22 protein-coding genes are annotated in these 25,522 nt (G+C 45.6%); 16 read left to right on the forward strand and 6 right to left on the reverse strand.

Annotated elements, in window-relative coordinates; genetic code table 11:
* Positions 1 to 63 precede the first annotated feature (63 nt).
* From RGU72_RS06445 to RGU72_RS06470, 7 genes are all read left to right on the forward strand, one after another.
* Positions 64 to 330 (forward strand): hypothetical protein, encoded by a 267-nt coding sequence (locus tag RGU72_RS06445; RefSeq protein WP_322118943.1) that lies wholly within the window; start codon positions 64 to 66, stop codon positions 328 to 330.
* Positions 331 to 442: 112 nt separating this feature from the next.
* Complete coding sequence (locus RGU72_RS06450) at positions 443 to 1,558, forward strand: transposase (protein WP_322118944.1); 1,116 nt, start codon at positions 443 to 445, stop codon at positions 1,556 to 1,558.
* Between the two features lie 15 nt (positions 1,559 to 1,573).
* Positions 1,574 to 1,660, forward strand: a complete 87-nt coding sequence (locus tag RGU72_RS21400; RefSeq protein ID WP_369124353.1) for a transposase — start codon at positions 1,574 to 1,576, stop codon at positions 1,658 to 1,660.
* Between the two features lie 36 nt (positions 1,661 to 1,696).
* The gene (locus tag RGU72_RS06455) at positions 1,697 to 2,086 is read left to right on the forward strand and encodes a hypothetical protein (RefSeq protein ID WP_322118945.1); all 390 of its coding nucleotides are present in this window, start codon (positions 1,697 to 1,699) and stop codon (positions 2,084 to 2,086) included.
* On the forward strand, positions 2,087 to 2,704 hold the full coding sequence (locus RGU72_RS06460; RefSeq protein ID WP_322118946.1) for a hypothetical protein: 618 nt from the start codon (positions 2,087 to 2,089) through the stop codon (positions 2,702 to 2,704).
* A 402-nt stretch (positions 2,705 to 3,106) separates the two neighbouring features.
* Entirely contained in the window at positions 3,107 to 5,380 is a 2,274-nt protein-coding gene (locus tag RGU72_RS06465) for a TonB-dependent receptor domain-containing protein (protein WP_322118947.1), read from the forward strand.
* Positions 5,381 to 5,614: 234 nt separating this feature from the next.
* Positions 5,615 to 5,764, forward strand: a complete 150-nt coding sequence (locus tag RGU72_RS06470) for a hypothetical protein (RefSeq protein ID WP_322118948.1) — start codon at positions 5,615 to 5,617, stop codon at positions 5,762 to 5,764.
* A gap of 195 nt (positions 5,765 to 5,959) precedes the next feature.
* On the opposite strand, the gene tnpA is transcribed toward RGU72_RS06470, so the two are convergent.
* Positions 5,960 to 6,373, reverse strand: coding sequence for an IS200/IS605 family transposase (gene tnpA / locus RGU72_RS06475; RefSeq protein ID WP_322118949.1), 414 nt, complete (start codon positions 6,371 to 6,373; stop codon positions 5,960 to 5,962).
* 20 nt (positions 6,374 to 6,393) lie between these two features.
* On the opposite strand from tnpA, the gene RGU72_RS06480 reads away from it, so the two are divergent.
* Entirely contained in the window at positions 6,394 to 7,611 is a 1,218-nt protein-coding gene (locus tag RGU72_RS06480) for a transposase (RefSeq protein WP_322118950.1), read from the forward strand.
* Between the two features lie 109 nt (positions 7,612 to 7,720).
* Here the strand turns inward: RGU72_RS06480 and RGU72_RS06485 are convergent, their stop codons facing one another.
* Positions 7,721 to 9,019, reverse strand: coding sequence for an ATP-binding protein (locus RGU72_RS06485; RefSeq protein ID WP_322118951.1), 1,299 nt, complete (start codon positions 9,017 to 9,019; stop codon positions 7,721 to 7,723).
* On the reverse strand, positions 9,016 to 9,678 hold the full coding sequence (locus RGU72_RS06490; RefSeq protein WP_322118952.1) for a response regulator transcription factor: 663 nt from the start codon (positions 9,676 to 9,678) through the stop codon (positions 9,016 to 9,018). Before RGU72_RS06490 ends, RGU72_RS06485 begins: the two co-directional genes overlap by 4 nt.
* Positions 9,679 to 9,959: 281 nt before the next feature.
* Between RGU72_RS06490 and RGU72_RS06495 the strand changes: the two genes are divergently transcribed.
* Genes RGU72_RS06495 through RGU72_RS06510 form a run of 4 tightly spaced genes read left to right on the forward strand, consistent with a single transcriptional unit; the run spans position 9,960 to position 16,443 of the window.
* Positions 9,960 to 11,258: a TolC family protein gene (locus tag RGU72_RS06495; protein ID WP_322118953.1), complete on the forward strand. Its 1,299-nt coding sequence runs from the start codon at positions 9,960 to 9,962 to the stop codon at positions 11,256 to 11,258.
* Positions 11,255 to 12,334 (forward strand): efflux RND transporter periplasmic adaptor subunit, encoded by a 1,080-nt coding sequence (locus RGU72_RS06500; RefSeq protein WP_322118954.1) that lies wholly within the window; start codon positions 11,255 to 11,257, stop codon positions 12,332 to 12,334. The genes RGU72_RS06495 and RGU72_RS06500 overlap by 4 nt, the downstream gene beginning before the upstream one ends.
* A complete protein-coding gene (locus RGU72_RS06505; protein WP_322118955.1) occupies positions 12,331 to 15,372 on the forward strand; it encodes an efflux RND transporter permease subunit in 3,042 nt (1,013 codons plus the stop codon). The genes RGU72_RS06500 and RGU72_RS06505 overlap by 4 nt, the downstream gene beginning before the upstream one ends.
* 18 nt (positions 15,373 to 15,390) lie before the next feature.
* Positions 15,391 to 16,443 (forward strand): hypothetical protein, encoded by a 1,053-nt coding sequence (locus RGU72_RS06510; protein WP_322118956.1) that lies wholly within the window; start codon positions 15,391 to 15,393, stop codon positions 16,441 to 16,443.
* A 107-nt stretch (positions 16,444 to 16,550) separates the two neighbouring features.
* On the opposite strand, the gene RGU72_RS06515 is transcribed toward RGU72_RS06510, so the two are convergent.
* Complete coding sequence (locus RGU72_RS06515) at positions 16,551 to 17,546, reverse strand: hypothetical protein (RefSeq protein WP_322118957.1); 996 nt, start codon at positions 17,544 to 17,546, stop codon at positions 16,551 to 16,553.
* Between the two features lie 15 nt (positions 17,547 to 17,561).
* The gene (locus tag RGU72_RS06520) at positions 17,562 to 19,463 is read right to left on the reverse strand and encodes a TonB-dependent receptor (protein ID WP_322118958.1); all 1,902 of its coding nucleotides are present in this window, start codon (positions 19,461 to 19,463) and stop codon (positions 17,562 to 17,564) included.
* A 102-nt stretch (positions 19,464 to 19,565) separates the two neighbouring features.
* On the opposite strand from RGU72_RS06520, the gene istA reads away from it, so the two are divergent.
* From istA to qatD, 3 genes are all read left to right on the forward strand, one after another.
* A complete protein-coding gene (gene istA, locus RGU72_RS06525; RefSeq protein WP_322118258.1) occupies positions 19,566 to 21,062 on the forward strand; it encodes an IS21 family transposase in 1,497 nt (498 codons plus the stop codon).
* Complete coding sequence (gene istB / locus RGU72_RS06530; RefSeq protein ID WP_322118259.1) at positions 21,055 to 21,885, forward strand: IS21-like element helper ATPase IstB; 831 nt, start codon at positions 21,055 to 21,057, stop codon at positions 21,883 to 21,885. The genes istA and istB overlap by 8 nt, the downstream gene beginning before the upstream one ends.
* A gap of 151 nt (positions 21,886 to 22,036) precedes the next feature.
* Entirely contained in the window at positions 22,037 to 22,774 is a 738-nt protein-coding gene (qatD, locus tag RGU72_RS06535; RefSeq protein ID WP_322118959.1) for a Qat anti-phage system TatD family nuclease QatD, read from the forward strand.
* A gap of 169 nt (positions 22,775 to 22,943) precedes the next feature.
* Here the strand turns inward: qatD and RGU72_RS06540 are convergent, their stop codons facing one another.
* Positions 22,944 to 24,140, reverse strand: coding sequence for a site-specific integrase (locus RGU72_RS06540; protein ID WP_322118960.1), 1,197 nt, complete (start codon positions 24,138 to 24,140; stop codon positions 22,944 to 22,946).
* Positions 24,141 to 24,281: 141 nt separating this feature from the next.
* On the opposite strand from RGU72_RS06540, the gene RGU72_RS06545 reads away from it, so the two are divergent.
* Positions 24,282 to 25,328: a DNA-binding protein gene (locus RGU72_RS06545; RefSeq protein ID WP_322118961.1), complete on the forward strand. Its 1,047-nt coding sequence runs from the start codon at positions 24,282 to 24,284 to the stop codon at positions 25,326 to 25,328.
* The last annotated feature ends 194 nt before the right edge of the window (positions 25,329 to 25,522 follow it).

Genomic DNA, 25,522 nt, shown 5'->3' on the forward strand with positions numbered 1-25,522 from the left:
AAACCGCAACACCAAGCAGGAAGCGGTATACAAGACGAATAAGAACCTATAAATTCACTAGGAATGGCAAATCACTCTGCGAAATCTGGTGAATTGATGACTCCCAAAGAGACTGACTTCAAACGCGAACATGAGCTGTTCCGGCTCGAATTGAACAACATGGTGGATCATCGCCATGCTCTGGTAAAACTCTCCCACCAAATTAACTGGCAAGCGTTTGTCACCGAGTTCGGGCCACTCTACGCCGAAGGCAAAGGGCGTCCGGGCGTTGCCATCCGTTTGATGGTCGGCTTGAACTACCTCGAACACACGTTCAATTTATCCAGATAGCGCGTAAAACACGGTCCTTCAGGGCGGTGATATCAGCGCGGGAGGCGTCAGCCTCATTGCTTTTTGGTCGTTAAACGATATACTGATTATATATACAGTCATCAGCAATTCCATGCCCAGAGATAGTTCAACGCCCCCTAATAAACCCGTTCTCAATACGCGAGTACTCCGCTTGCGTATCAAAGACAAACACGCTGCCGTATTGCGCGATCGTGCGATGTGGGCCAATCAGGTCTGGAATTACTGCAATGACTTGCAGCAGCAAGTGTGGCGTCGCGAGAAGCGTTTGCTTTCTGGTTACGACTTTGCCCCGTTCACCAAAGGCGCTGGCAAAGAAGGTATCCCACTTCACTCGCAGACTATCCAGGCGATCTCCGAAGAATACGCCACCCGCCGTAAGCAATTCAAAAAGATTAAACTACGCTGGCGTGTCTCTCGCGGGAACAAGCGATCACTAGGCTGGATCCCTTTTAAAGCGTCAGCACTAAGCTACCGTAACGGTCAACTCTGGATGTCCGGTATCGATACGCCTTTGTGCTTGTGGGATAGCTACGGCCTTTCACAATACCAATTGGGTGCCGGTAATCTCTCTGAGGATGCCCGAGGTCGCTGGTACATCAATATCACCGTGAAAGTAGCCAGGCAGGCCCCTGTCGAAGGTAAGGCTGACGTGGGCATCGATCTGGGATTAAAAGACTTTGCCGGTTTCTCTGATCCAGTTCTGGACAATGTCGAGGCACAGAAGTATTACCGTGGCGCCGAGGTCAAATTAGGTATGGCACAACGGGCTAAGAAGAAGCGCCTGGTTAAATCGATCCATGCCAAGATTGCCAACCGGCGTAAGGATCATCATCACCAACTCAGCACCAAGCTAGTCAGACGCTATGGTGCGATCTTCGTGGGAAACGTGAATGCGAGTAGTCTGGTGAAGACCAAGATGGCAAAATCGGTCTTGGATGCAGGCTGGTCACAATTCAGAACCATGCTGTCTTACAAATGCGATGACGCAGGCGTATGGTTTGAAGAAGTCAACGAAGCGTATTCTACCCAAGACTGTTCTGCGTGTTTTGCACGCAGCGGCCCGAAAGGACTGAAAGATCTTGGAATAAGAGAATGGACTTGTCCGCACTGCGGCACGATGCATGATCGTGATCGCAATGCAGCTAAGAACATTCTCCGTCGAGGACGAGCGACGCTGGTAGCAGGAATCCCCTTCCTTTCTGTGTAAGCAGCAGCCGCACGGCTGAGGTGGGGGAGGACGTCAACCGACGAAGAAGTCGTGGAGCGCTGTATTGAGAATCCCTACTGGCAATACTTCTGCGGCGAATAGTATTTCAACCATCGCCTGCCGATCGATCCAAGCCAGATGACGCGCTTTCGTAAGCGCATCGGAACGGCCGGTTGCGAAACCATGCTGAAGATGTCGATTCAAGCAAGACTCCCCAGCAAGACCATCACGCCGCGCTCGCTGCAAGTGGTCAATGTGGATACGACAGTGCAAGATAAGGCAATCGCTTTCCCGACCGATGCACGGCTGTACCACAAGGCACGTGCTGCATTAGTGCGACAAGCCAAGAAGTGCCGTTTGCAATTACGTCAAAGCGACGAACGGCTAAGCAAACGCGACCTAATGATGAATGGGCGCTACGCTCATGCCAAGCAGATGAAGCGCGCCAGAAGCATGCAGAAGCGTTTGCGTACCTACCTGGGTTGTGTCATTCGCGACATCGAACGCAAGCTCCAGAGCCAACCGTAGTTGACCGAGCACTTTGCCAAACTGCTGGAGATCGCCAAACACATCCACCTACAGCAGCGGCAAGACAACGACAAACTCTACAACGTCCACGCCCCGGAGACGGAATGCATCGCCAAGGGTAAGGCGCACAAGAAGTACGAGTTCGGCGTCAAGGTCAGCATTGCAAGTACCAGCGCCGATAACTTCGTCGTCGGGATGCAGGCATTGCCGGGGCGTCCCTATGATGGCCACACGCTGAAACAGGCGATCGAACAGGTCGCCGCACTCACCAGCACACTTCCAAAAGAAGCTTACGTTGATCGCGGCTACAAGGGTCACAAATTGGAGGGGTTATCGGTCTGGAGTGCCGGCGCTAAACGTGGTGTGACGGGTGCAATCAAGAAGAAGCTCGAGCGCAGAAATGCGGTGGAACCCGTCATCGATTACATGAAATCGGACGGTAGGCTGGCGCGAAACTTCCTCAAAGGCGCAGAAGGTGACGCAATGAATGCCGTATTGTGTGGTGCCGGTCACAATCTGCGAAAAATCCTCAGGCGCCTAACGCTTTTTTGGCTTCGCATTATATTGTCGGGGATGCGTTTGTTCGATTTACGCATCCCTGCATTTGTACTCGCATGAACAAAAAGCGACTTTTTCAGGCGCGACGAATTAGATGGGTTATTTTTCAATTAGCGGATCTAGTCAAGCTTGATGTTCGTGGTTTCCGTGAAAATAGCATCAAGAGCGCTCTCCGCGAGTTTCTTAGACGCCTGAATTATCCAGCGAAAATCATAATGCTTTGCGCGCACGGGTACTCGGCATCCCTACTGAGTTTTCGTCAAACAGGACAAACTTCAAATGTTGTTGTATTTCTAAATAATTAAGGATGCTTTAAGTTTTTGATTGTTATCTTTTAAAAACTGGTTTTTTTTGGTAAAAATGGGTAGAAAACTTCAATCCCTCGTGATCCAGATGGGCAGCAAATAGTCGATTACGTGCTACTTTCTCATCTCGGTCTAATAATCGCCGGCTCACTAGAACATGCATATTAATACTACGCAGTATTCCAATGAAAGTTATTCAATGCTGTTGAGATTGAATCCATTCTCTGCTTTACTTTTATTATCGACGATCCTCTCTTCATCTGCTTTTTCCAAGGAAAGTGAGTCCATTCAAAAGCCGCCCGACCAACAGCAGAGATCAACGACGGAATCAAATGCGCCTACTTCAAAGATACCGACCGATAATAATATTCCTACCGTAAATATCAACTCAAAATTAAAGCGTACACAAATTGATATTGATCGAAAGGTATATGACGTTGCGAACGATTTACAAAGCATTTCAGGTAGCGCTGCTGACATCTTAAATACAATCCCATCGGTTCAGGTGGATGGTGACGGCAATGTAGCCCTTAGAGGGGACAGTAAGGTGGTTATTTTGATTGACGGGAAAGCTTCTTCGCAGCTATCTGGATCAAATGCTGGTGCAGGATTGTCACAGTACTCCGCAAGTGATATCGAAAAAATTGAAGTGATGACGAATGCACCCGCTGAGTTCGCATCCGAGGGAACGGCGGGCGTCATCAACATCATTACAAAACGCAACAGACAACCTGGATCCTTCGGCGCTTTTGCGCTCAATGCTGGAAATCAAGGAAGAGTTGTCAGTGATATCAGCGGCGCATTCAATGCTAGCAACCTTAATATTTCAGGCGGAATAGGATTTCGTGAAGATCAGCGACAGCGTCGCATTGTATCGACAACGACAACCTTAGGACAGGAAGGCGCCGCAACCGGTTTCAGCGCAGAAGACCTTCACGAAAATGCGCGGCGTCTTAATCCGTCTTTAAAAGGAGCTATCAACTATCGTGTCGACGAGAAGCAGTTACTTGACTTCGATTTTCGACTACGACAGCGTAGCGGTCGGCGTAATTACGATTCTCAAAGCACATCTGTGCTTTCAAACGGTAGTATTACCAGTGATTCATCCGGCCACAGCGATGGTCACGAATGGAGTCTCAGCGGCGAACAGCGTTTGAGCTATAAAACAATACTTACGTCGCCTGAGGAGACTCTGGCGATCATTTTACACCGATCAACCGACAAAGAGCGCGAACGCTATCTTCTAGCTACTAGTTATCAGATACCAGTTGGTCAAATTGGTGGAAATCAAATAGCGCAAAACCACTACTTTATTACAGATGATTTCAGCGCTGATTACCGAACTTCACCCGCAGAGGGGACGATAATTAAGTTAGGTTATAGTCTGCGTCATGACAGTAATGGAATTGATTTTTCAGGAAACGATATTAATCCTACAACAGGATTGTTAACAACCACCTCGGTATTGAAAAACCAATTTGATTATCAACGAACCATTCAAGCAATATACGGTTCTTACCAAAAAATGGTGAATGCGACTGACGTTCTTGCGGGTCTACGCGTCGAGCAGACACAAAGCGAAGGTGATCAGCTGACATCCAACCAGATCAATAAACAAAATTATTTCGGGCTATATCCGAGTCTGCATCTTGAACGAAAACTAGACCAACATTCAACCGTATTTTCTGCATACAGCCGACGGCTATCGCGCCCCGACCCAGAAGACTTGAATCCATATATTGATTTCCGTGATCCTCAAAATCTCCGCAGTGGAAATGCCAACTTGCAACCACAGCAAAGTCAGTCGCTAGAAGCAGGCTATAAAATAGAAACGGACACACAGAATTTTGCTATTTCAGGCTATCTAAAACAGATTAAAAACGGATTTACTGTAGTGACCACATTGGTGGCACCGAATGTTCGGCTTACCCAAGCAGCGAACCTGCCTCTTAGTAAATCTGCTGGAGTTGAGTTGCTGGCCGATGGACCGCTGTCGCATACTCTGTCGTATCGCCTAAGTAGTAATTTGTTCTATACCCAGGTGGATACCCTCGGAGCGGGCATTTCATCTTTGCAATCAGTGACTGGCATAAATCTAAAAGCCAACCTAGACTACCGACCCACTACTATTGATACTGCTCAATTATCGTTTAGCCGCACTGATAAAAAGTTAACTCCGCAGGGGTATATTGCGCCACTAAATCTTGTTAATATTGGATATAAGCGACGTATACAACCCAACTTATCTTTGATACTGACAATATCCGACTTGTTCAACGGGCAGCGGCAGATTAGGTACCTTAATACCTCACAGTTTCAGACAACCTATGATCGATTCCAATATGGGAGGGTTGCATATATTGGGTTTAATTATTCGTTCGGTACGACAAAAAAATCTAAAGCCGAGAGTTTTGATTATGATCAACAATAGCTGAAAGAATAGTTTTAACCTTTTCTCTTTTAGAGATACGAAAAATTTAGATGACAACAAGAGCGAAATTGTTGTGGAACGATTACATGCGCACATGCTTCAGTAAAACGTAAGCAGGATTGATAGATGCTACTCTCGGATGTATAGACAACTTAGGTTTAATATTCGAACTGATTAGTATTTCTTTTTTTCGTTCTTATCGGGCCTTTCCCTTTCCCTCCAAGAGGAAAGCCAATGGTGATTATCTATCTGAGTCATGTTGAACAATTCTGTCTTAAACCGATGCTGGAACTAGAAGGCTGGGAGCGCCAGCGTAACTTAAACAATTTAGTATTCGTTGATTATTGGGGTTCCGGTGACGCAGCCGCATCATCCTCACATTAGAAGCTTGGTGAGGATACGCCGCTCTGAGTTAGGTTTGAACCAAAAATCAGAAAACAGGTTACGTAAAGAGTATTTTTGACCAGATGCGCGACAAGCCTCGTCCAAGCGACCGGTTGCGCAGCAACCTTTAGGTGAAGCCGTCGAGTTTGGGCGGGGAAGGATAGCGCGAACGGCGCAGCCGTCCTTGCTTTTGGTTTAATGGGGTGTATTTTGCTGCTCAATGTACTGCCGAATGATGCTGATCGGAGCGCCGCCGCAGGACGATGCAAAATAGGAGGGCGACCACAATACGCCTTTCCAGTATCGATCACGAATATCAGGCCGGTCTTTCCGCAGTAACCGACTAGACACCCCTTTTAGGCTGTTCACCAGCGCCGACACTGCCACCTTTGGCGGGTATTCCACGAGCAGATGAACATGGTCGTCTTCGCCGTCCATCTCGATGAGATGCGCATCGAAGTCAGCGCAGACATTGCCGAAGATAGCGCGAAGCCGCTGGACGGCATCGCCATCAAACACTTTACGGCGATATTTCGCCACAAAGACCAAATGCACGTGCATTTTAAAAACGCAGTGTCTACCCCTACGAATATCATTGTTTTCTGTCATAGACCAAATATAATCTAATCATGCAACGCCTTCAAGCCTACAAATATGAGCTACAGCCCAATGGGGAACAGCAGCGCGACATGCGCCGATTCTTCGGGTCATGTCGCTTTGTGTTTAACAAGACGCTGGCGATGCAAAAAGCCTTGTACGAACAGGGCGAAAGAAAGCTGGGCTATGCTGGCCTGTGCAAATCGCTCACAGCATGGCGTAGCGCCCCTGAAACACTATGGCTGGCCGATGCGCCTGTGCATCCTCTGCAACAAGCGCTCAAAGATTTGGAGCGGGCCTACACCAATTTCTTCGCTAAACGCGCCGACTTCCCGCGCTTCAAGAAAAAGGGAGTGGGCGACAGCTTCCGCTACCCGGATTCAAAACAGTTCAAGATCGATCAGGCCAATAGCCGCGTGTTTCTGCCCAAGTTGGGCTGGATTGGCTATCGGAACAGCCGCGACATCCTTGGTACAGCCAAGAACATTACCGTGTCGTCCACGGGTGGCAAGTGGTTCCTGTCGATTCAAACCGAGCGGGAGGTTGATCAGCCTTTGCCGACAGCGACAAGCGCGATCGGCATCGATGTCGGCATTGCCCGGTTCGCCACCATGAGCGACGAGAGCTATATCACACCGCTCAACAGCTTCAAGAAGCATCAGCAACGTCTTGCGCGTTATCAGCGCCGCATGAGCCGCAAGGTCAAGTTCAGCAACAACTGGAAGAAGGCGAGAGCCCGTGTCCAGCAGATTCACACCGGCATTGCCAACGCCCGGAAAGACTTCCTGCACAAAGCCACAACGACGATCAGCCAAAACCACGCGCTCGTATGCATTGAGGATTTGCAGGTACGGAACATGTCCAGGTCTTCCAAGGGCAATAGCGAACAGCACGGCAAACGGGTCAGTCAAAAGTCCGGCCTGAATCGCGCCATTCTCGACCAGGGCTGGGGTGAATTTAGACGACAACTGGAGTATAAGGTGTCGTGGAACGGCGGCATGCTTCTGGCCGTTCCGCCACACAACACTAGTCGCACTTGCCCTTGTTGTGGTCATATATCGAAAGACAATCGGCAAACACAAGCCAAATTCCTGTGTGTCGATTGCGGTTACGAAAATAACGCCGATGTGGTCGGCGCGATCAATGTTTTAGAGCGGGGATACCGCTTGTTAGCCAGTGGAGAGTCGGTGCAATCAGGCCGCTCTGCGAAGCAGGAACCCACCGAAGCGACTCAAGCAGTTTTTGTTTGAGCGCCGTAGGAATCGCCGACCTTCAGGTCGGCGAGGATGTCAAACACCACAAAAAAACTCATCTACGAAGTAAAGTGTGAGTTTTTTAAAAAATATTTTTATCCGTCAATTAACTAAAAATAATTGTAGCGATCAAGCCTTGTTCAAGCGGATTATTGTCAAACTCGATTCTGGCTGAATGCATATCAGCGATACTTTTCGCAATCGCCAATCCCAAGCCACTTCCCCAAGGTTCAACTCCATCGCAACGATAAAATCGGTCAAAAACTCGGCTGCGGTCTTCAGGACTAATTCCTGGCCCATTATCTACCACACGAATAATTGATTTATTATTTTGGTACTTCACACTAATATCAACACGTCCACCAACTGGGGTATAGCGTAAAGCATTATCTACAATATTATTCAAGAGTATATTGAGGTCATCCATATTTCCACGGATACTGGGTGTCAAGGGATCAAAATCCATACCAAATTCGATATTTTTGGTCGCTGCCAATGGGTAATAATCAACGACGACTTTCTCAGCTAATTTCTGCAGACTGAGGTCATGAAATAACAGTTGTTCTCGTCTAGGTTCATGACGTGCCAAAGTGAGCAATTGATGGACTAAATGACTAGTCCTATCCAGCCGCTCATGTAATTTATTAAATGCGATTAATCGTTGATCTTCGCCAACAGCGCGCTCTACCAACTGTAGTTGTAACTTCAATGCCGCTATAGGAGTTCTTAGCTCATGTGCAGCATCAGCGATAAAAGCTCGTTGTGTCGTCAATGCGATATCAAGGCGCTTTAATAAATCATTTAATGCTTCAGCGACGGGAACTACCTCTGGTGATAGTCCATCTAAATAAAGCGGTTGTAAAGCATCAGGTGATCGGCTCATTACTGCATAGGCAAATTGCGTCAACGGTAGCAAGCTGCGACCTACTGCTATCCATATGAAGTATGCCAGTATAGGAATTAAAATGAGGAAGGGAAGTAAGCATCGAAAAGCAATTCTCGCAGCTAGGGTCTGACGCACCAGAGTTGGTTGTGCGACTTGTATCATTAAATTTTGCTTCGTCCGGCTATACACACGCCATTGCTCATCACCGATGGTGACCGTCTTAAATCCTAACGCTGGATATAAAGGTAATATAGATTCAGGATCAGACGAATAGACGGAATGCCCCTTGGAGTCCCATGCCTGGAGTACGACCTTTTCCTCTGGTCCACCATCGATATTATCATTACTACCTGCTGCAATCGGGACCGGCAGTGAACCCGCCACTTGCTTTAATTGTGCGTCAAATAATTCGCTAGCTTCCTCCCTTATTTTTAGAAAAAGTGCACTTCCTGCGATAATTGAGCAGACAAATGCCCCGCCAAATAACCATAAGAGTAATTGCTGACGTATGGTTCTCATGGCTGATCAAGCACGATGTAGCCAACGCCACGAACATTTTTTATAAAATCAACCCCTAGCTTTTTTCTGAGATGATGAATGTAAACTTCAACAGTGTTACTTTCAACTTCTTCCATCCAGCCATACAGTTTTTCTTCTAATCGTGATTTGGAAACTACTTGTCCCGGTGGATCCATGAGAGCTTGTAATAAGGCGAATTCGCGGGAAGACAATTGCAGAGGCTCACCGTTCAAAGTTGTCGTATGACTTGCGGGATTTAACCTAACCCCTCGGCAATAAATAGTAGGCTGAGGGCGTCCTGCGTTCCGTCGCAATATTGCCCGAATACGGGCAAATAGCTCATCTAGATTAAATGGTTTAATCAAATAATCATCAGCACCGATGTCTAAACCTAAAATACGTTCAGCTGTAGTATCCCGCGCAGTTAGAATCAGTACAGGAGTAGCTCCGCCTTGCTTACGGTAATCTTTAAGTACTTCCAAGCCTGCTTTTTTCGGCAAGCCCAGATCCAGTAGGACAACGTCATATACGTCATTCGATAGCGCCATTGATGCACTCACACCATCGCGCACCCAGTCAACAGCATAATGTTCAGCTCTTAGACCTTCCTCAACACTTTCTCCAATCATCCTGTCGTCTTCTATTAATAGCACGCGCACCTAGATTCCCTTTTAGATAAAAATTGTGTTGCCGATTGTAGTGCAGCGAGTCTTAAAAGCTACTTAACATGAACACAAACAGTATTAGTAAGAATATTGTTGGATGGCTTAAGGATTATTTAAGAATTCAGAAATTATGATGTAGTTACTTAAATTAGTTCTCAGCGCTGTTTTATAACTAAATATCTATTTTCCTAGTCTTATATAGAACAAACCTCATGCGAAGATATTACGTGGCCTTACTGTGCAGCTTACTAACTGCTTGCGCAACTTATCAACCAATGCCACTTGCCAAAGATTTTTCGACACAAGAGTACCCATCTCATTTAACTACGAATTTCAAGTCATTGCCAGTTGCTGAGCAGCGAACACATCCGTTTCAGTCGGCAGAGCGCTTAAGTATGACGGATGTGGCGATTATCGCTGTATTGAATAATTCGGATCTGAAGATAGGACGAGACGACGCTGGTATCGTGCAAGCACAAGCTTTCGCCGCAGGATTATTGCCAGATCCTCAGTTAGCCTTGAGTGGCGATTTATCAAACTCCGCTGGACCAGGTTCGACTAAAGCATTTAGTTATGGCCTTAGTTTTGATATCAGTGCCTTGATTACTCGATCATCGATATTGTCTGCGGCTCAAGCCGAAGTAAGAAAAACAGATCTTAATCTTCTATGGCAAGAGTGGCAGGTCGTGTCGCAGGCTCGACTACTTTATGTCAAATTAGTACAGGGACAAAAATCAAAAGAAATCCTTCAATACAATCAAGCACTATTTTCTGATCGTTATGAACGAACGAACATGGCGTTAAGTCGAGGACTTTTAATCAGTGACATGGTCACTCCCAACTTAACTGCACTTGAGGATGTACAGAAACAAGTAAATGATTTAGAGCGGCAGACGAATCAATACCGACACGAATTAAATACATTATTAGGATTAAAACCAGAGACGATTGTTGTTCTGCAGGATACAGTATCACTACCGGATTTAGACGAAAAAGCGATTCTTATAGCGCTAGATAAAGTCACTGAAAGGCGCCCTGATCTGATGGCGTTAGAAGCAGGTTACCACGCGCAAGATCAGCGCTACCGTGCTGCGATAATTGCTCAGTTCCCCTCATTAAATCTCGGGTTGACTCGCGCACGAGACTCTAGTGGCATTTATTCAAATGGTGTCGGGCTCACTTTATCGTTACCGATTTTGAACCGGAATCGAGGCGTCATTGCTATTGAAAAAGCGACACGGCAAAAGCTGTATGACGAATATCAGCAACGTCTGGATATTACTAATAACGATGTTCATAAAATTCTGGATGATCAACAAATTAATGAACGGCAGTTACAACAAGTAAAGATAGGGGTAGCGCAGCTTTCCGTCGCATCTAAAAATTCGGAGATTGCATTACAGCATAAAAATATCGATTCCCTTAGTTATGCAAATGTTCATGCGGCTTTACTAGCAAAACAACTTGAGGAAATTAATCTTCAGGAAAATATTCTCGAACAAAGAGTTGCGTTGCAGACCTTAATTGGCGGCGACCTGCCTTTCACAACCTCTCTAAAAAGCAAGCACCCATGAGACCAAAAATTCTATTTTCCGGCTTGATTGCGGGCGTTGCGGTAATAATTACATTGGCCTTATTTAAACTCAATGGTAACGCGCAGAAGACGGCAGAAGTTGCCGATAAGGTCGAGGAGGCTCCCAGTGTTTTAGTCAGAACACAAATAGTGAATCAACAATCCTTAGACCGCACATTGACTACGTTCGGGGAGGTTGTTACAGGAAAAGTGAGCACTATCAACGTCCCACAAGCAGGACAAGTTAGCCAAATACTGGTGATCGTTGGTCAGCAAGTACGTCAGGGTGAAACACTTGCGATTTTGTCGACGGACCCAAATGCTCAAGCGTCATATGCGCAGGCGTTAACTTCAGCAAAATTTGCTGCTAATGAACTTCGAAGAATAGAGGATTTAGCTTCACTTCAACTGGCTACGCAATCTCAGTTGGATACGGCGAAAAAACAGTTAGATGATGCCGAGTCCAATTTTCTGACACAAAAAAAATTAGGGGGCAATGTCACAAATTTAAAAATACCAGCCCCATTTGACGGGGTTATAGTGAACCTAATAGTAGCTCAAGGAGAGCGCATTCCTGCAGGAGGTGGGATATTACAGCTCGGGCGCACAGATACTTTAAGAATTCAATTAGGGATTGAACCTGCGCAAAGCCGTTTGATCAGATCGGGTATGTCGGTGAACGTTACTTCTGTCCAAGACGTGTCGAAAATTTCTACCGTAAAAATAGGTGATGTACAAAATCTGGTTGATTCAAAAACCCAATTAGTTAACGCTTTTGCCGATTTACCCGCAAAAGTAAATTCAGCTCTCATTCCAGGCATGCGTGTACAAGGAATAATTCATATCGGGAACAATCTTGTATGGGAAATCCCAAGACAAGCCGTATTGAGTGACGACAAAGGCGCCTATCTTTTTCAGATTTCAGACAGAAAAGCACATCGTGTCCCTGTGACAAAAGTGATTGAAACTTCCAATACTTATGGCGTCAACGGAAATCTAAATCCTTCAATTCCAGTAGTTGTGCTGGGCAATTACGAATTACAAGATGGAATGTCGGTTCGTGAGGTTGGGCGATGAGCGCAATTACCTGGACACAATCCCATCGTCGGTCGATACTATTTTTATTACTAATACTCGCTCTTGCGGGCGTTATTGCAGCATTAAAACTGCCAGTATCTTTATTTCCAACCGTCGATTTTCCAAGAGTTGTTGTAGCACTAGATGCGGGAGATCAACCAGCAGAGCAGATGGAAATGTTAGTAACCCGACCTGTTGAAGAGGCTGTACGACGTGTACCCGGCGTACGCAATGTTCGTTCTACGACTAGTCGAGGATCTGCAGAAATTTCGGTCAATTTTGATTGGGGAAGAGATATGGCTTCCTCTGCTTTGCAGATCAATGCTGCCATTGCGCAAATATCCGTGCAATTACCCCAAGGCACACTCGTATCGACGCGGCAAATGGATCCTACCGTTTTCCCCATCATTGCCTATAGTTTGACGACAAACAGCCTTACGTCTACCCAATTACGCGATCTTGCAGAATACGATCTCAGACCCTTGTTATCGAGTATTGATGGTGTTTCACGGGTACAGGTTTTAGGCGGTAGTGTTGAGGAATATAGGGTAACTATCGATCCGATAAAACTAAAATCGGTTGATTTGACGTTTGACGATGTTTCTAAAATGCTCGCTAGTACCAATGTCATCAGTGCGGTAGGACGTTTAGAAGATCACTATAAATTATATTTGGCTATTGCTAATAGCCGATTTGAAAACATTGAGCAAATTCGACATAGCATTATAAAAAATCAATCGAATGGGATAGTGCATCTAAGTGACATTGCAACGATTGAGCAATCAACTGTTCCCGGATGGACACGTGTGACTGCTGATGGAAAAAATGCCGTCTTATTTTCTGTTTATCAGCAACCTGGCAGTAATAGCGTGCAGATTGCAGCAGACGTCAAAAAAAAGCTTAATGAATTCCAAGCGCAGTTACCCGCCGGAATAAAAATATCGAACTGGTACGACCAGAGCCAATTGGTATTGGCCTCTGCATCTAGCGTACGCGATGCGGTATTAATCGGGGTGGCATTATCCGCACTGGTTTTACTTTTCTTTCTGCGCAACATCAAAGTAATGTTGATCGCTATCGTAGTTGTTCCAGCCGTTTTATCAACTACCGTTGTCTTATTCTATGTATTAGGGATGAGTTTCAACATTATGACTTTAGGTGGAATGGCCGCGGCAGTGGGTCTAATCATCGATGACGCAATTGTCATGATCGAACATATCATCCGTAGATTACAAGACAATAATAGCAAGATGCATGAGCGGGTCATGGCCGCCGCTTTGGAGTTTATTCGGCCACTAGCTGGCTCTAGCGCATCCACACTAATTATTTTTGTTCCGTTGGCTTTTTTGACTGGTGTCACCGGGGCTTTTTTTAAGGCACTGTCGTTGACGATGGCTGCGGCTCTGTTTATTTCGTTCCTAGTCACATGGTTGGCGGTCCCGCTACTTGCCGATAAATTCTTAAACTCAAAGGATGCCGACCACAAAGTTGAAACGCACTTGATTCGTTGGATGCATACTAGATATGAAAAGCTTTTACATACTCTTCTTACTCGACCAATCCTGATTTTGTTTGGTGTTCTACCTTTGGCTTTATTAGGTTGGATTGCTTTTCAACATGTTGGATCGGGCTTTATGCCATCCATGGACGAAGGTGGTTTTGTACTTGATTATCAAAGTGCTCCCGGAACTGCATTGACAGAAACAGATCGTTTGCTAGTCCAGGTTGAAGAAATTGTCAGAGCAACCCCAGATGTAGAAACTTATTCCAGACGTACCGGTACGGGTCTTGGCGGTGGTTTGAGTGAGGCTAATCAAGGCGATTTTTTCGTACGTCTGAAGCCTTTTCCACGTCGTCCGGTAGAGGAAGTGATGGACGATATACGTACCAAAGTAGAGCATCAGGTTCCTGGGCTAAAGATTGAAATGGCTCAGTTAATGGAAGATTTAATCGGAGATCTGACCGCTGTACCTCAGCCAATTGAAATTAAGTTATTTTTAGCCAGTCCGAATCAATCAGGAGTAATTGCCGCCAGAGTTGCTGATGCCATCTCAAAAATTCAAGGTGTTGTGGATGTGAAAAACGGTATCAATCCCGCGGGTGATGCACTTGAAATACATATCGATCAAGTCAAGGCCGCAGTCGAGGGAATGGATATTGATACCGTGACAAAAAGTATAGACACAGCATTAAACGGTAATGTTGCAACCCAGGTAGCCAATAGCATAAAAACCATTGGCGTTCGTGTTTGGGTTCCTAAGTCGATAAGAAATACTGACACCGATTTGAGGAGTCTGTTGGTCAGAGCACCAGATGGACATATGTTTCCATTAAGTCGGGTAGCTAGCATCATTGCTGTCACAGGCCAACCTCAGATCGCACGTGAAAATCTGAAACGAATGATCGCTGTCACCGGACGGATTAGTGGCAGAGATCTTGGTTCGGTTATTGCAGACGTAAAAGTAGTGATGGCTCAAAAAAATCTACTTCCACAAGGTAGCTACTATCAATTAGGTGGGCTATATGAGCAACAGCAAATTGCTTTCCAGGGATTACTTTCGGTTTTTGCTGCGGCAAGTACCTTAGTCTTTCTATTACTTTTGTTTATATATGAAAGTTTCCGTCTGGCGATTGCTATTTTGTTGACTGCTTTGCTCGCGGTATCGACGGTATTTATTGGTCTTTGGATTACCCATACAGAATTGAATATTTCCGCGATGATGGGTATGACAATGATTATCGGAATGGTGACCGAAGTCGCCATTTTCTATTTTTCTGAACAACAAGATCTAATTACGCAAGAAGATCTGCTCGCTTCAATGATACATGCAGGTATTAACCGCATGCGCCCGATCGCGATGACGACGATCGCAGCGATTTTGACTTTACTTCCATTGGCGTTTGCGATCGGACAGGGATCAGAGATGCAACAGCCTTTAGCCATCGCCATTATTTCAGGCCTTATTTTTCAATTGCCACTAGTGTTATTGGTTATGCCAGTGGTGTTTTATACGATGCGTGACAAACACGCGCCCTAACTTTAAAAGGAAATCGAAATGCTTACTATGACTAAAAAAAATACGATGGTATCGACCGCATTTGTACTGCTTTCAATAGTTACTGCTGCAGTTTTTATAGCACCTGCTATGGCGACTGATTTGAACTATCGTGTAACCAATATGCAGCATTTGGATGGTGATATTAAATGGGATTATTTAACATTTGACGCTGATCACCAAAGACTATTTATTACTAGAGGAGATCACGTTGATGTATTTGATCTGGGTACAAAGACTGTTACAGCAACGATCCCGAATACGAACGGTGTTCATGGTGTAGCGTTAGCGCCTGCGTTAAATAAAGGATTCACTAGTAATGGGAAAGATAATTCGGTAACTATTTTTGATTTATCCTCACTCAAAATAGTAGGCACCGTTTCAGTAGGAAAAAAGCCAGATGCAATTATTTTTGATTCTTTTAGTCAGCGTGTATTTGTCGCAAATGGTGAGTCAATGAATTTAACTGTGATTGACGCCGTATCCCAAAAAATACTTGGCACTATTATGCTGGAAGGTAAACCAGAATTTACAGCTGTTGACGGTAAAGGAAAATTGTTTGTTAATGTTGAGGATAAAAATCAATTAGTCTCGATTGATACTCAAAAAATGAATGTTTTGAAAAAGATTGATTTGTCTTCTGTCTGCGATGAACCCGCTGGACTATCTATCGATATGCAGCATGGAATGCTGTTCGCCGGCTGCCACAATCAAAAGATGGCTATCGTTGATGGGCAAACTGGAAAAATTATAGGTTCTCCTACTATTGGTAAGGGAAGTGACGCTACTGTTTATGATCAGGAACGTCAGCTTGCATTTAGCTCTAATGGCGATGGAACCTTAACAGTTGTTGGTGTCGACGCAAAAAATACTTATGTCACTAAGCAGACTGTAAAGACGATGGTGACTGCAAGAACAATGGCACTCGATACCGTATCGCACAATATTTACCTTGTTGCAGCAGAGTTAGACGTACCGGCTAAGGCTTCAGAAAATCAGCGTCCAAAATTGAAGCCTGAATCATTTACGCTAATCACCGTTTCTTCCAACTAAATTTGTAATAGATTGACTTTGGATGTGAAGATATTTGACTGCTAAAGTCAAATATCTTCCTATAATTCAGATCCAAAAAATACTTTTCCGTACTTAAGATATGCCCTCTATTTATTACCGACTGAGAGCACTAAAAATTGCTTGTCCACCACTGTCGGTAAATAAATGACTTTAGTTTTCTTGTCCATTGCCATAGTCTTTGCACCTTGAGCAGTGACTACATTGTCCAGTACTTTGTAGTGATCACTGTCCAACTGTTTAATGACCGTTAAAGATCCCCCTCCATCGCCGTTAGAAGAGAAAATCGTTGCAGTTTCCTGATCGTAGATGACTGCATCTGGATGCTCGCCAATAGTAACCTCTGCAATTACTTTTCCATTTTTTGCATCGGTAACTATCATTGCTTTATTTTGGCAAACTGAAAATAAGCGATCATTCGGAATGTCGATTGCTAAACCAGTAGGTTCGTCACAATTTTTTAAGTGCCAGCTGGAGATCAGTTTATTCGTAGCGACATCAATCGCATTGAGTTGGGATTTATCTTCAATATTAAAAAAAATCTTACCTGCGTTATTACTAACTGCGAACTCAGGTCTGCCGTTAGTGGGAATGCTTGCGATAACTTTCATACTGGTGCCGTCAATCACTGTCACATTGGCAGTTTTTCCATTAAATACGAATAATTTTTTGGAATTAGGTTCGTACAATATGGCATCAGGATTAACGCCGTCGACTTTAATCTCTTGCTTTACCTTCAGCGTGTCTAAATCAAATACCGTTACCGAATTTGTCTTGCCATTGCTGGTAAAACCTAATTTCAGATCCTCTGCAAATGCTACGCCATGAACTCCCATCGTGCTCGGAATCTGATCAATTAGTTTTCCGCTTGGTAATTCAAACACTTCAACCCGGTCACCTCTGGTAACAAACAGGCGGTGCCGGACTGGGTCAATATCCGTATAGTCCCATTTACTTACAGAACCTAAGGACCATTTTTGTAACACTGCGAAGTTTTTTTCAGCAGAATAAGATGGTTGTTGTATTAAGCAAATCGTCGCGATTATTCCGGTGCAGATAGCACTCTTTTTTGGTCGAAAGTTCATATATATTTCCTGTACTTAGTAGTTAATATTTAAGCCAAGTTGATAAGTCGCGCCGTAAAATTCACGCTGAATGGTACGATTAGAGCTTGCCTCTACAAATTTCAATGGCGTGTTCGTCAAATTTTTAGCATTAAAATAAATTGAGACATTGTCGTTAATATCGTAAGAGCTACCGAAGTCCACAGAAGTGCGTGGCTCAGAGAAAACGTCTGTCGCGCTGCTGCCACCTATTGCCCATAAATTACGTGAAACATAGTAAGCGCCTAAACGTAAATTAAACCCTTTTTTCTCATAAAAAATATTAGCGTTAGCAGTCTGCTTAGAGGTTGACGGCATACTCGAATATTCGCCTGGCCTGATTTCAAAGCGAGAATTTACATAGGTGTAGTTGGTGCCTACGCCAAGCCCACTCCATACATCGGGTAATTGCTTAAAGCGTTGTTCATAATTGAACTCCAATCCTGTCGCGCGTGATTTTCCAGTGTTGGCATAGGAATAGACGTGAGCAACTCCGACAAAGCCTGCAAATAATCCATTATTGGGGAAGGTTTGATTTGTCAGGTTATTCGCGATGTAATTACTAATTTCTTTGTCAAATATCCCAAGAGATAGGATTCCAGAGTTAGGCAAATACTGTTCTAAAGAGACGTCAAACGAATTTGCCGTGACTGGCTTTAGTGAGGGATTTCCTTGAGACACGGTATTCGCACTGGGATCGATATTTAACGAGGCATTCACCTGATTGAAACCAGGTCTAGCGATAGTGGATGAGTACGCAGCGCGTAATAGCAACGATTTATTTAGTTCGATACGTGCTTGAATGCTCGGGAAGAAATTTGTATAAGATTTGCTTTGGCTAACTGGAGAAATAAATGCATTGCCGTTTGCATCAACACCTTTAGCATTTGCATCATATGTTCCACGAGTGCTTTCAAACCGTAAGCCCGTAATAATTCCTACGTTCCCCAAGGTCATTTGATATTGTCCATACGCGGCATAAACGTCCTCTTTATCTTTTTGATACTGAAGCGCTGCATTCGTAAGGTTATCGTCACTGATGGTTTGTTTAGCTGCCAGCTGATTTTGTAGCAAATCAGGACTTAATTGTGGTCCATTTTGATATGCGCCATCATAAAAAGTAATTCCTGGGCCATATGAGGCGTTTGACATTGATATCGAGGGAATTCCGTTATAGGAGTAGGGTTGCCCCCTTACTTCACGTGTGCGTAATCTTGCACTTACACCTGTTTTTACACTTTCTGAGTCGAAGTTGCCCCATTTGACTGGTAGCTTTAAATTCCCTGCGACTGACCATTCTTTATCTGAAATATTCTGTGTACTATTTTGAAATTTAACTAAATTGTAGTTCGCAGGATTAAGGTAGTCGGCGCCGTTTACTCCGAACGATGGAGTGTTTCCCGTGCCCAAATTATTGTAGCTAATGGTTGGTGGAGTGACCGTTGTCGAGCCAATAATGAATGGCGTTCCAGCAGCCGGAGTATAGTTAAAGTCAGAATTGTAATCGTACTTTTTGTCGTACGAACCTTTAGTCATACCGATACGGTAATCGAGAATTTTTTCGTCAAATTGATTTTTACCGCCGAGCACAAAAACCTGATTATTAATCGTTTCTTTTTCTTGCCGTAGTGTCTTATCGAATCCATTGACACTCAAGCCATCGATAAATCCTGTCGCCGTTTGAACCGGATTGCCATCAGGGGTAATGGTTAATCTTTGGCGCAACACAGTTTCTGTATAACCTGCATCAAAGGCTCTAACGTAGTAACTATTTTTTGCATCAGGTTGGTAGCCTAAATCTATACCCACGCCGTGGCGCTTACGATTGTATTGATACCAGCGCTGATCCCATCCTGCATAAGCAAGATGTGAATGAGTATTGTCATTGTTGGCGCGCACTCAATATTGACCAGATAAACGCAGTTATACGCACTGAATATTGACCAGGTAAATTAACCTATCCTTGCAGTTTTGACTGCGAGGGAATTCAAGGTGATTACCATGGGAATGTACTCTAAGGTCAGGCGGCTGTTCTACCGAGAACGGCTATCCATTAGCGAAATTCAGCGACGAACCAGCCTGTCGCGCAATACCATCAAGAAGTGGCTTAAAGAAGCCGAAGGGACTGAGCCGAAGTATGCCCGGCCTCCGACTGTCAGTAAAATAGCTCCCTTTGCATCCCTCATTCAGTTAGCGCTACAAACCGACAGCCATCGACCTAAAAAAGAACGTCGTACTGCGCTTATGCTATTTAAGGAACTCCAGCAAGCAGGGTTCACCGGTAGCTACTCGGGTGTCAACCGTTACATTTACGCCTGGCGTGACCAAGCTGCCAAAGTCACTGGTAAATCTGCCTTCGTTCCACTGAAGTTTCAACTCGGCGAAGCATTCCAGTTTGACTGGAGTGAGGAGCTGCTTGTCATTGGTGGCATTCATCGCAAAATCCTTGTAGCACACACTAAGCTGTGCGCCAGCCGTGCCTTTTGGCTGGTGGCTTATCCGACGCAAAGCCACGAAATGCTCTTCGATGCCCATACTCGCGCCTTTACTGCCATGGGTGGTATTGCACGGCGCGGTATCTATGACAACATGAAGACCGCTGTCGATAAAGTCATGAAAGGCAAAGGTCGTATCGTCAATGCACGCTTCTTTGCAATGACAGCCCATTACTTGTTTGACCCCGACTTCTGCAATGTGGCGTCTGGCTGGGAGAAAGGTATTGTTGAGAAGAACGTCCAGGATAGTCGCCGTCGTATCTGGAACGACGCCAGACAGGAACGCTTCGGCAGCTTTGCGGAACTCAATGCATGGCTGGCGGTACGCTGCAAGTTACTCTGGAGTGAATGCCGCCATCCGGATTACCCTGAGTTGACCGTCGCCGACGTGCTGGAACATGAGCAAGCCCAACTCATGCCGATGCCAACACCCTTCGATGGCTATGTCGAACTCGTAGCACGGGTTTCTTCTACTTGCTTAGTTCATGTCCACCGTAATCGTTATTCAGTACCGTGCTATTTGGCCAATCACATGGTCAGTGTTCATCTGTATTCAGAACAGATTGCCGTCTACGCTGAGAATGAGAGGGTTGCATGTCATCTACGACTATTTGGACGTGATCAGACCAGCTATGACTGGCAGCATTACATCCTTCTGGCAGAAAGAAAGCCCGGTGTCTTACGAAACGGTGCACCCTTTGCATTGATGCCGGCGCCTTTAATCAAATTGCAAACCACCTTGCTACGCCGTGCCGGTGGTGATCGCGTCATGGCTCAAGTGTTAGCGGCTATCCCGCACCATGGCCTTGATACCGTCATTGTGGCAGTAGAACTAGTGCTGGAGTCCGGTGCAACCAGTGTTGAACACATCACTAACGTATTGGTGCGATTAAGTCAGGGCGATCGTCCTGACCCCGTCGCCACAAGCTTGCAATTAATCGAAGAGCCGGTAGCCGATGCAAGTCGCTACGACAGCTTACATCAGGAGAATCAGCATGTTTAACATCATCAGTGAACTTAAATCACTCAAGTTATATGGAATGGCAACTGCCTATACCGATTTAACAGCACAGAGTACCGCGTCCGTGAGTACATCGGAATGGCTCATTCAACACTTGTTAGAAGCGGAATCGACGGATCGAGCGATGCGTTCGATCCGTTATCAGTTGCACGTTGCCAAATTTCCGATTCATCGCCACCTAGCTGATTTCGATTTTAGCCAATCCAAAGTAGACCAAAAGCTGATCGAACAGTTGGCCACGTTAGCCTTCACAGAGGCTGCGCACAACGTGGTGCTGATTGGTGGCACTGGCACAGGTAAAAGCCATCTGGCAACAGCACTGGCGGTCTCCGGTATTACGCAACATGGAAAGCGAGTGCGCTTCTTCTCAACGATTGAACTGGTGAATGCCTTGGAATTAGAAAAGGCAGCAGGCAAACAAGGACGCATGGCCCTAAGCCTTATGCAGATGGATTTGGTGATCTTAGATGAGTTAGGTTACCTGCCATTCTCACAGGTGGGTGGTGCGTTACTGTTCCATTTACTGTCTAAACTCTACGAACGAACCAGCGTCGTCATCACGACCAACCTGACATTCTCTGAGTGGAGCAACGTCTTTGGCGATGCAAAACTGACGACTGCGTTACTGGACCGACTGACACACCATTGCCATATTATTGAAACAGGTAATGATTCCTATCGTTTCAAACATAGCAGTGCCACAGCAAAAATGCGGATTAAATCAAGAGAAAGAAGCCGGGAATTAAACAAGCCTGAGACTGAGATATCAGCAGAACCTGGTGAAGTCTCTGGGCAGGAGTTTTAGTGCTTAAGTGGCTAAATTGAGTTCAACAAATGGAGAAAACAATGCACACATAATTGATCGACAAACCTGAAACAAACTTGTATGCTCAGCAACTAAGCGCCTGGTCAATATTCAATGCGCGCAGCTGGTCAATATTGAGTGCGCGCCAACAATGATGGATTTTCATTGCCATTTGGACCTATATCCTGATGCCAGGAAAATCTATGCCGAAACGCTGATAAAAAACGAATTCACGTGGCTGGTAACTACAAGCCCGAGAGCCTACGCTGCCACAAAAAATATTTTGCCTCCCTGCGAGCGACTCATCGTTTCGCCCGGGTTACATCCAGAAGTCGCAGAACGTAAGGCTTCAGAGCTTGATACGTTGTTGGAGCAACTGGAGCCCGTTGTAGCGGTTGGCGAGGTTGGGTTAGATGGTTCCGCGCGATATAAGGAATCCTATGCATTGCAGCATCGGATTTTCAGCGCAGTTATTTCGCGCTGCGCAAATCTTGGCGGCCGTGTCATTAGTATCCACTCAAGAGCTGCGGAAACGGAAGTTCTAGATTACCTTGAGCGCCATCCCGCATTCGGGCTGGCCGTTCTGCATTGGTTTACTGGTTCAGCATCCGCGCTCCGGCGCGCGTCGGCAGGAGGTTGTTGGTTTAGCGTAGGCCCTGCTATGTTAGCTTCAGCCAACGGAAGGAATTTGGCGTCGTTGATGCCGCGTGACCGCGTCGTGCCGGAAAGTGATGGCCCGTTTGGCAAAATTGCAGGAGCCTCTTTGATGCCCTGGGATGCAGGGAATATTGCCTGCGTATTATCGTCGCTTTGGAAATTGCCTATTGAGCAAGTTGCCGACATGCTGCGCGCAAATGGAAGGCGGCTAATTGAACAGGTTTTAAGGTAAATTACCGCTCTCAAAAAAACCATTGCAACAGGTGTTGTGCTCTTGATACCGAAGGGAGGTCGCACTCTTGACGGAGTTTATAAGTAGTTCGATTCAAATTAGCGGCTTGCAGCATCGTGCTGAAGTGCCTGGATGGAAAAAACAGTTCCGTAGATTAATGTCGCCAATTTCACCAGTTGACCTTATGATTTTTCTCCGTGGCTGCATGGCGTTCATCGTCGAGAGCATGCAAATAAATGTCAGTGGTACTTATCGACGAATGCCCTAAATTATCTCGAACGAATAATAGATCAACATCGCCGTTGGACATATCGGTCGCTGCGGTATGGCGTAACCAATGCGCCGAGGCCGCTGTGATCCGATCAGCATCTGCTTGAAAGTCCTCACCCTTCATGCGTAGCCGCGCCGCGGTTTGTTCGAACACTTTCTTGATAATCGCATGCAAGCCGCCGCGCGTGAGATGGCGCCGCTGGTCGCCAATCGGAAGTAGTAGGGGGATTTCTTCCCCCGGGATTGGTGCAGCACTCAGCCCCTTTTCGCGACGGTAGCGCGCGAGCTCGACCATCAATTCGCTGGTCGCCGGCACAATTCGAAGCACGTCGCCTTTGCCAAGGATCTCTAGCCACCACTGATCTTCACCATCCTTGTCTCGGCGGCGTAAAAAGCTGCCCATCGAACTCTCAACGATCTCGCTGATACGCAAGCCACAGAGATACATCAACGAGAACAGCCAGCGCAAACGGAAATAGTGCTCACGGTGCCGGTCCGTACCCCTGGGCATTTGTTCAATGGTCAGTTTCACCTCACCCCACAATCTGTCTTCGAGAAACCGTGTAACACGAGGCTTGCTCTTTCTGTTTTTTTGCCGCGAGAGCGACAGTGGGTTGCCGGCCAAGTAGCCAGCATTAACCAGCCACGAGAATAAAGTATTAAGAATGATAAATGCCTGGCGCCGGCTGGCGGGGGAGAGCGGTCCCGCGAATGGTCGCCATTCGGGATGGGCGCGCGCGAACTTTCGGCCGTCGCGCATGACCCAGCGAATTGCCGGCTGCGGGTTTTCAAGAAAAACTTGATACATCAATAAGTCTTCGTGCGTCAGCGACGACAGGGCTTTGCCCAATTGGATAGTCGACCATAGCAGCAGACGCTCGGCTTCCTTGCGGTAATTGTCGAAGGTCGTCTTGGTGTCGTGGAAGCGCGTCAGCCAAGCCTTGATCGCATCGATGTCGTTGGTGGCGGCGATTTGAGGGCGGTTGCCGGATGCTCGGTTGGCCCCGTGGCTGCCGTCCAAATCGGTGGATAGCGTCACATTTTCCAGTGGCGCGGGTCCGTTAGATGGCGGCAAGATGGCATTTTGATCGTTCATTGTGGTAGCGACGTGCGGATGAGTGGATGCCTAGTTTTAATCGACATTATAAAGCTAATGTCATATTTTATAGAATAAATTCACGAAATACTACGTAATACGTTATATTACTTATTATATTTTTTGTTTTTGGGAGGCACGATGGATGATTTTGTCAGTGAAAAGAAACTCATCGCTGAAATTGATCAGCTGCGCACACAGTTCACTGAGACGCAGGATTTATATCGCGAAGTCTGTGCTTTATTATTCTTTCGTTACAGCATTACACCCACGGCTAATAAGCTGTATCAGTTGGTTCGTAGGGGTAGTATGTCGGCGCCAGCCGATGCGCTTTCAAAGTTTTGGAGTAATTTAAGAGATAAAAGTAGAGTGCGAATTGAGCATCCAGATCTTCCAGAGTCCTTAAAAACAGCAACAGCAGACTTGGTAGCTACTATATGGAGTAACGCTCAAGAGGAAGCGCAAAGCTCACTGGCTTCCTACCGAGCAGTATCCGACGAGGCAGTTTTGGTTGCAAAAGTATCCCAAGAAGCCGTAGGTAAAGCCTTGGAAATTGCTGAGTTAGGTAAGCAACATTTATCTGAAGAGTTAAGCCGTGCGCTGGAACTTAATCTCAACCTGCAACAACAATTGACAACTACAAACTCTATAAAAGCCGGCTTAGAGTTGCAAATTCTCGAATTTAAGGCTGACGCAAGTGCACAGCAAGCGCGACTCAAAGAGCTAACACAAGACTTTACCCAAGAATTAGAAAAACAGCGTCATGCATTGCAACTAGCTGAAGAGCGATTCCGGTCATCAGAAACACGTGCCTTACTGGAAATTGACCGAGAACGAGTCCAGTCGACCAAGTTGCAAAAAGAAATCGAACAATCAAGATTGTCTACGTCAGAGTTAAATGACCGATACCAGCACGAATTGCGTAGCCTACAGTTAATTATCGGCGAATATCGGCAACAGATTGGAAGCCTGCAAGGAAATCTTGAAGCTATCACTCAAAGTCGTGATTCTAGTCACAAGGAACTAGAGACCTTGCGAATAAGAATGGAGGAACTCCAGGCATCCTTGATTTTTGTGAAATCGGAATCCGAAAGTCGGCTGAAGCAATTAGCTGAAATACGTAACAGTGAAAAAACAGCCGCTACTAAACAAACTCGAAAAAATAGAAAATCTGACCTAGCTAGTTAGGCGCAGTTTAATAACAGAATACCTATTCAAAAAAAGTCTGCAGTACTAAAAATCCCAATAAAATGCAGACTATATGATTTGGAATCTTTAGTACCGAAAAATTGGGATCTTTAGTTCCGAGTGCTGCGATACCTTACGATCTCGTTTTGTTTAAAACTGATATGATTTATTTCGCATAATTTATATTATGTTAA

It is taken from the genome of Undibacterium sp. 5I1 (assembly GCF_034314085.1).
Classification (GTDB): Bacteria; Pseudomonadota; Gammaproteobacteria; order Burkholderiales; family Burkholderiaceae_D; genus Undibacterium.

Bases quoted from the DNA above. Each gene is read 5' to 3' on its own strand.
- RGU72_RS06445 (WP_322118943.1), top strand. From the start codon at position 64: ATGGCAAATCACTCTGCGAAATCTGGTGAATTGATGACTCCCAAAGAG.
- RGU72_RS06450 (WP_322118944.1), top strand. From the start codon at position 443: ATGCCCAGAGATAGTTCAACGCCCCCTAATAAACCCGTTCTCAATACG.
- RGU72_RS06455 (WP_322118945.1), top strand. From the start codon at position 1,697: ATGACGCGCTTTCGTAAGCGCATCGGAACGGCCGGTTGCGAAACCATG.
- RGU72_RS06465 (WP_322118947.1), top strand. From the start codon at position 3,107: ATGCATATTAATACTACGCAGTATTCCAATGAAAGTTATTCAATGCTG.
- RGU72_RS06470 (WP_322118948.1), top strand. From the start codon at position 5,615: ATGGTGATTATCTATCTGAGTCATGTTGAACAATTCTGTCTTAAACCG.
- tnpA (WP_322118949.1), bottom strand. From the start codon at position 6,373: ATGACAGAAAACAATGATATTCGTAGGGGTAGACACTGCGTTTTTAAA.
- RGU72_RS06480 (WP_322118950.1), top strand. From the start codon at position 6,394: ATGCAACGCCTTCAAGCCTACAAATATGAGCTACAGCCCAATGGGGAA.
- RGU72_RS06485 (WP_322118951.1), bottom strand. From the start codon at position 9,019: ATGAGAACCATACGTCAGCAATTACTCTTATGGTTATTTGGCGGGGCA.
- RGU72_RS06495 (WP_322118953.1), top strand. From the start codon at position 9,960: ATGCCACTTGCCAAAGATTTTTCGACACAAGAGTACCCATCTCATTTA.
- RGU72_RS06500 (WP_322118954.1), top strand. From the start codon at position 11,255: ATGAGACCAAAAATTCTATTTTCCGGCTTGATTGCGGGCGTTGCGGTA.
- RGU72_RS06505 (WP_322118955.1), top strand. From the start codon at position 12,331: ATGAGCGCAATTACCTGGACACAATCCCATCGTCGGTCGATACTATTT.
- RGU72_RS06510 (WP_322118956.1), top strand. From the start codon at position 15,391: ATGCTTACTATGACTAAAAAAAATACGATGGTATCGACCGCATTTGTA.
- RGU72_RS06515 (WP_322118957.1), bottom strand. From the start codon at position 17,546: ATGAACTTTCGACCAAAAAAGAGTGCTATCTGCACCGGAATAATCGCG.
- istA (WP_322118258.1), top strand. From the start codon at position 19,566: ATGGGAATGTACTCTAAGGTCAGGCGGCTGTTCTACCGAGAACGGCTA.
- istB (WP_322118259.1), top strand. From the start codon at position 21,055: ATGTTTAACATCATCAGTGAACTTAAATCACTCAAGTTATATGGAATG.
- qatD (WP_322118959.1), top strand. From the start codon at position 22,037: ATGATGGATTTTCATTGCCATTTGGACCTATATCCTGATGCCAGGAAA.
- RGU72_RS06540 (WP_322118960.1), bottom strand. From the start codon at position 24,140: ATGAACGATCAAAATGCCATCTTGCCGCCATCTAACGGACCCGCGCCA.
- RGU72_RS06545 (WP_322118961.1), top strand. From the start codon at position 24,282: ATGGATGATTTTGTCAGTGAAAAGAAACTCATCGCTGAAATTGATCAG.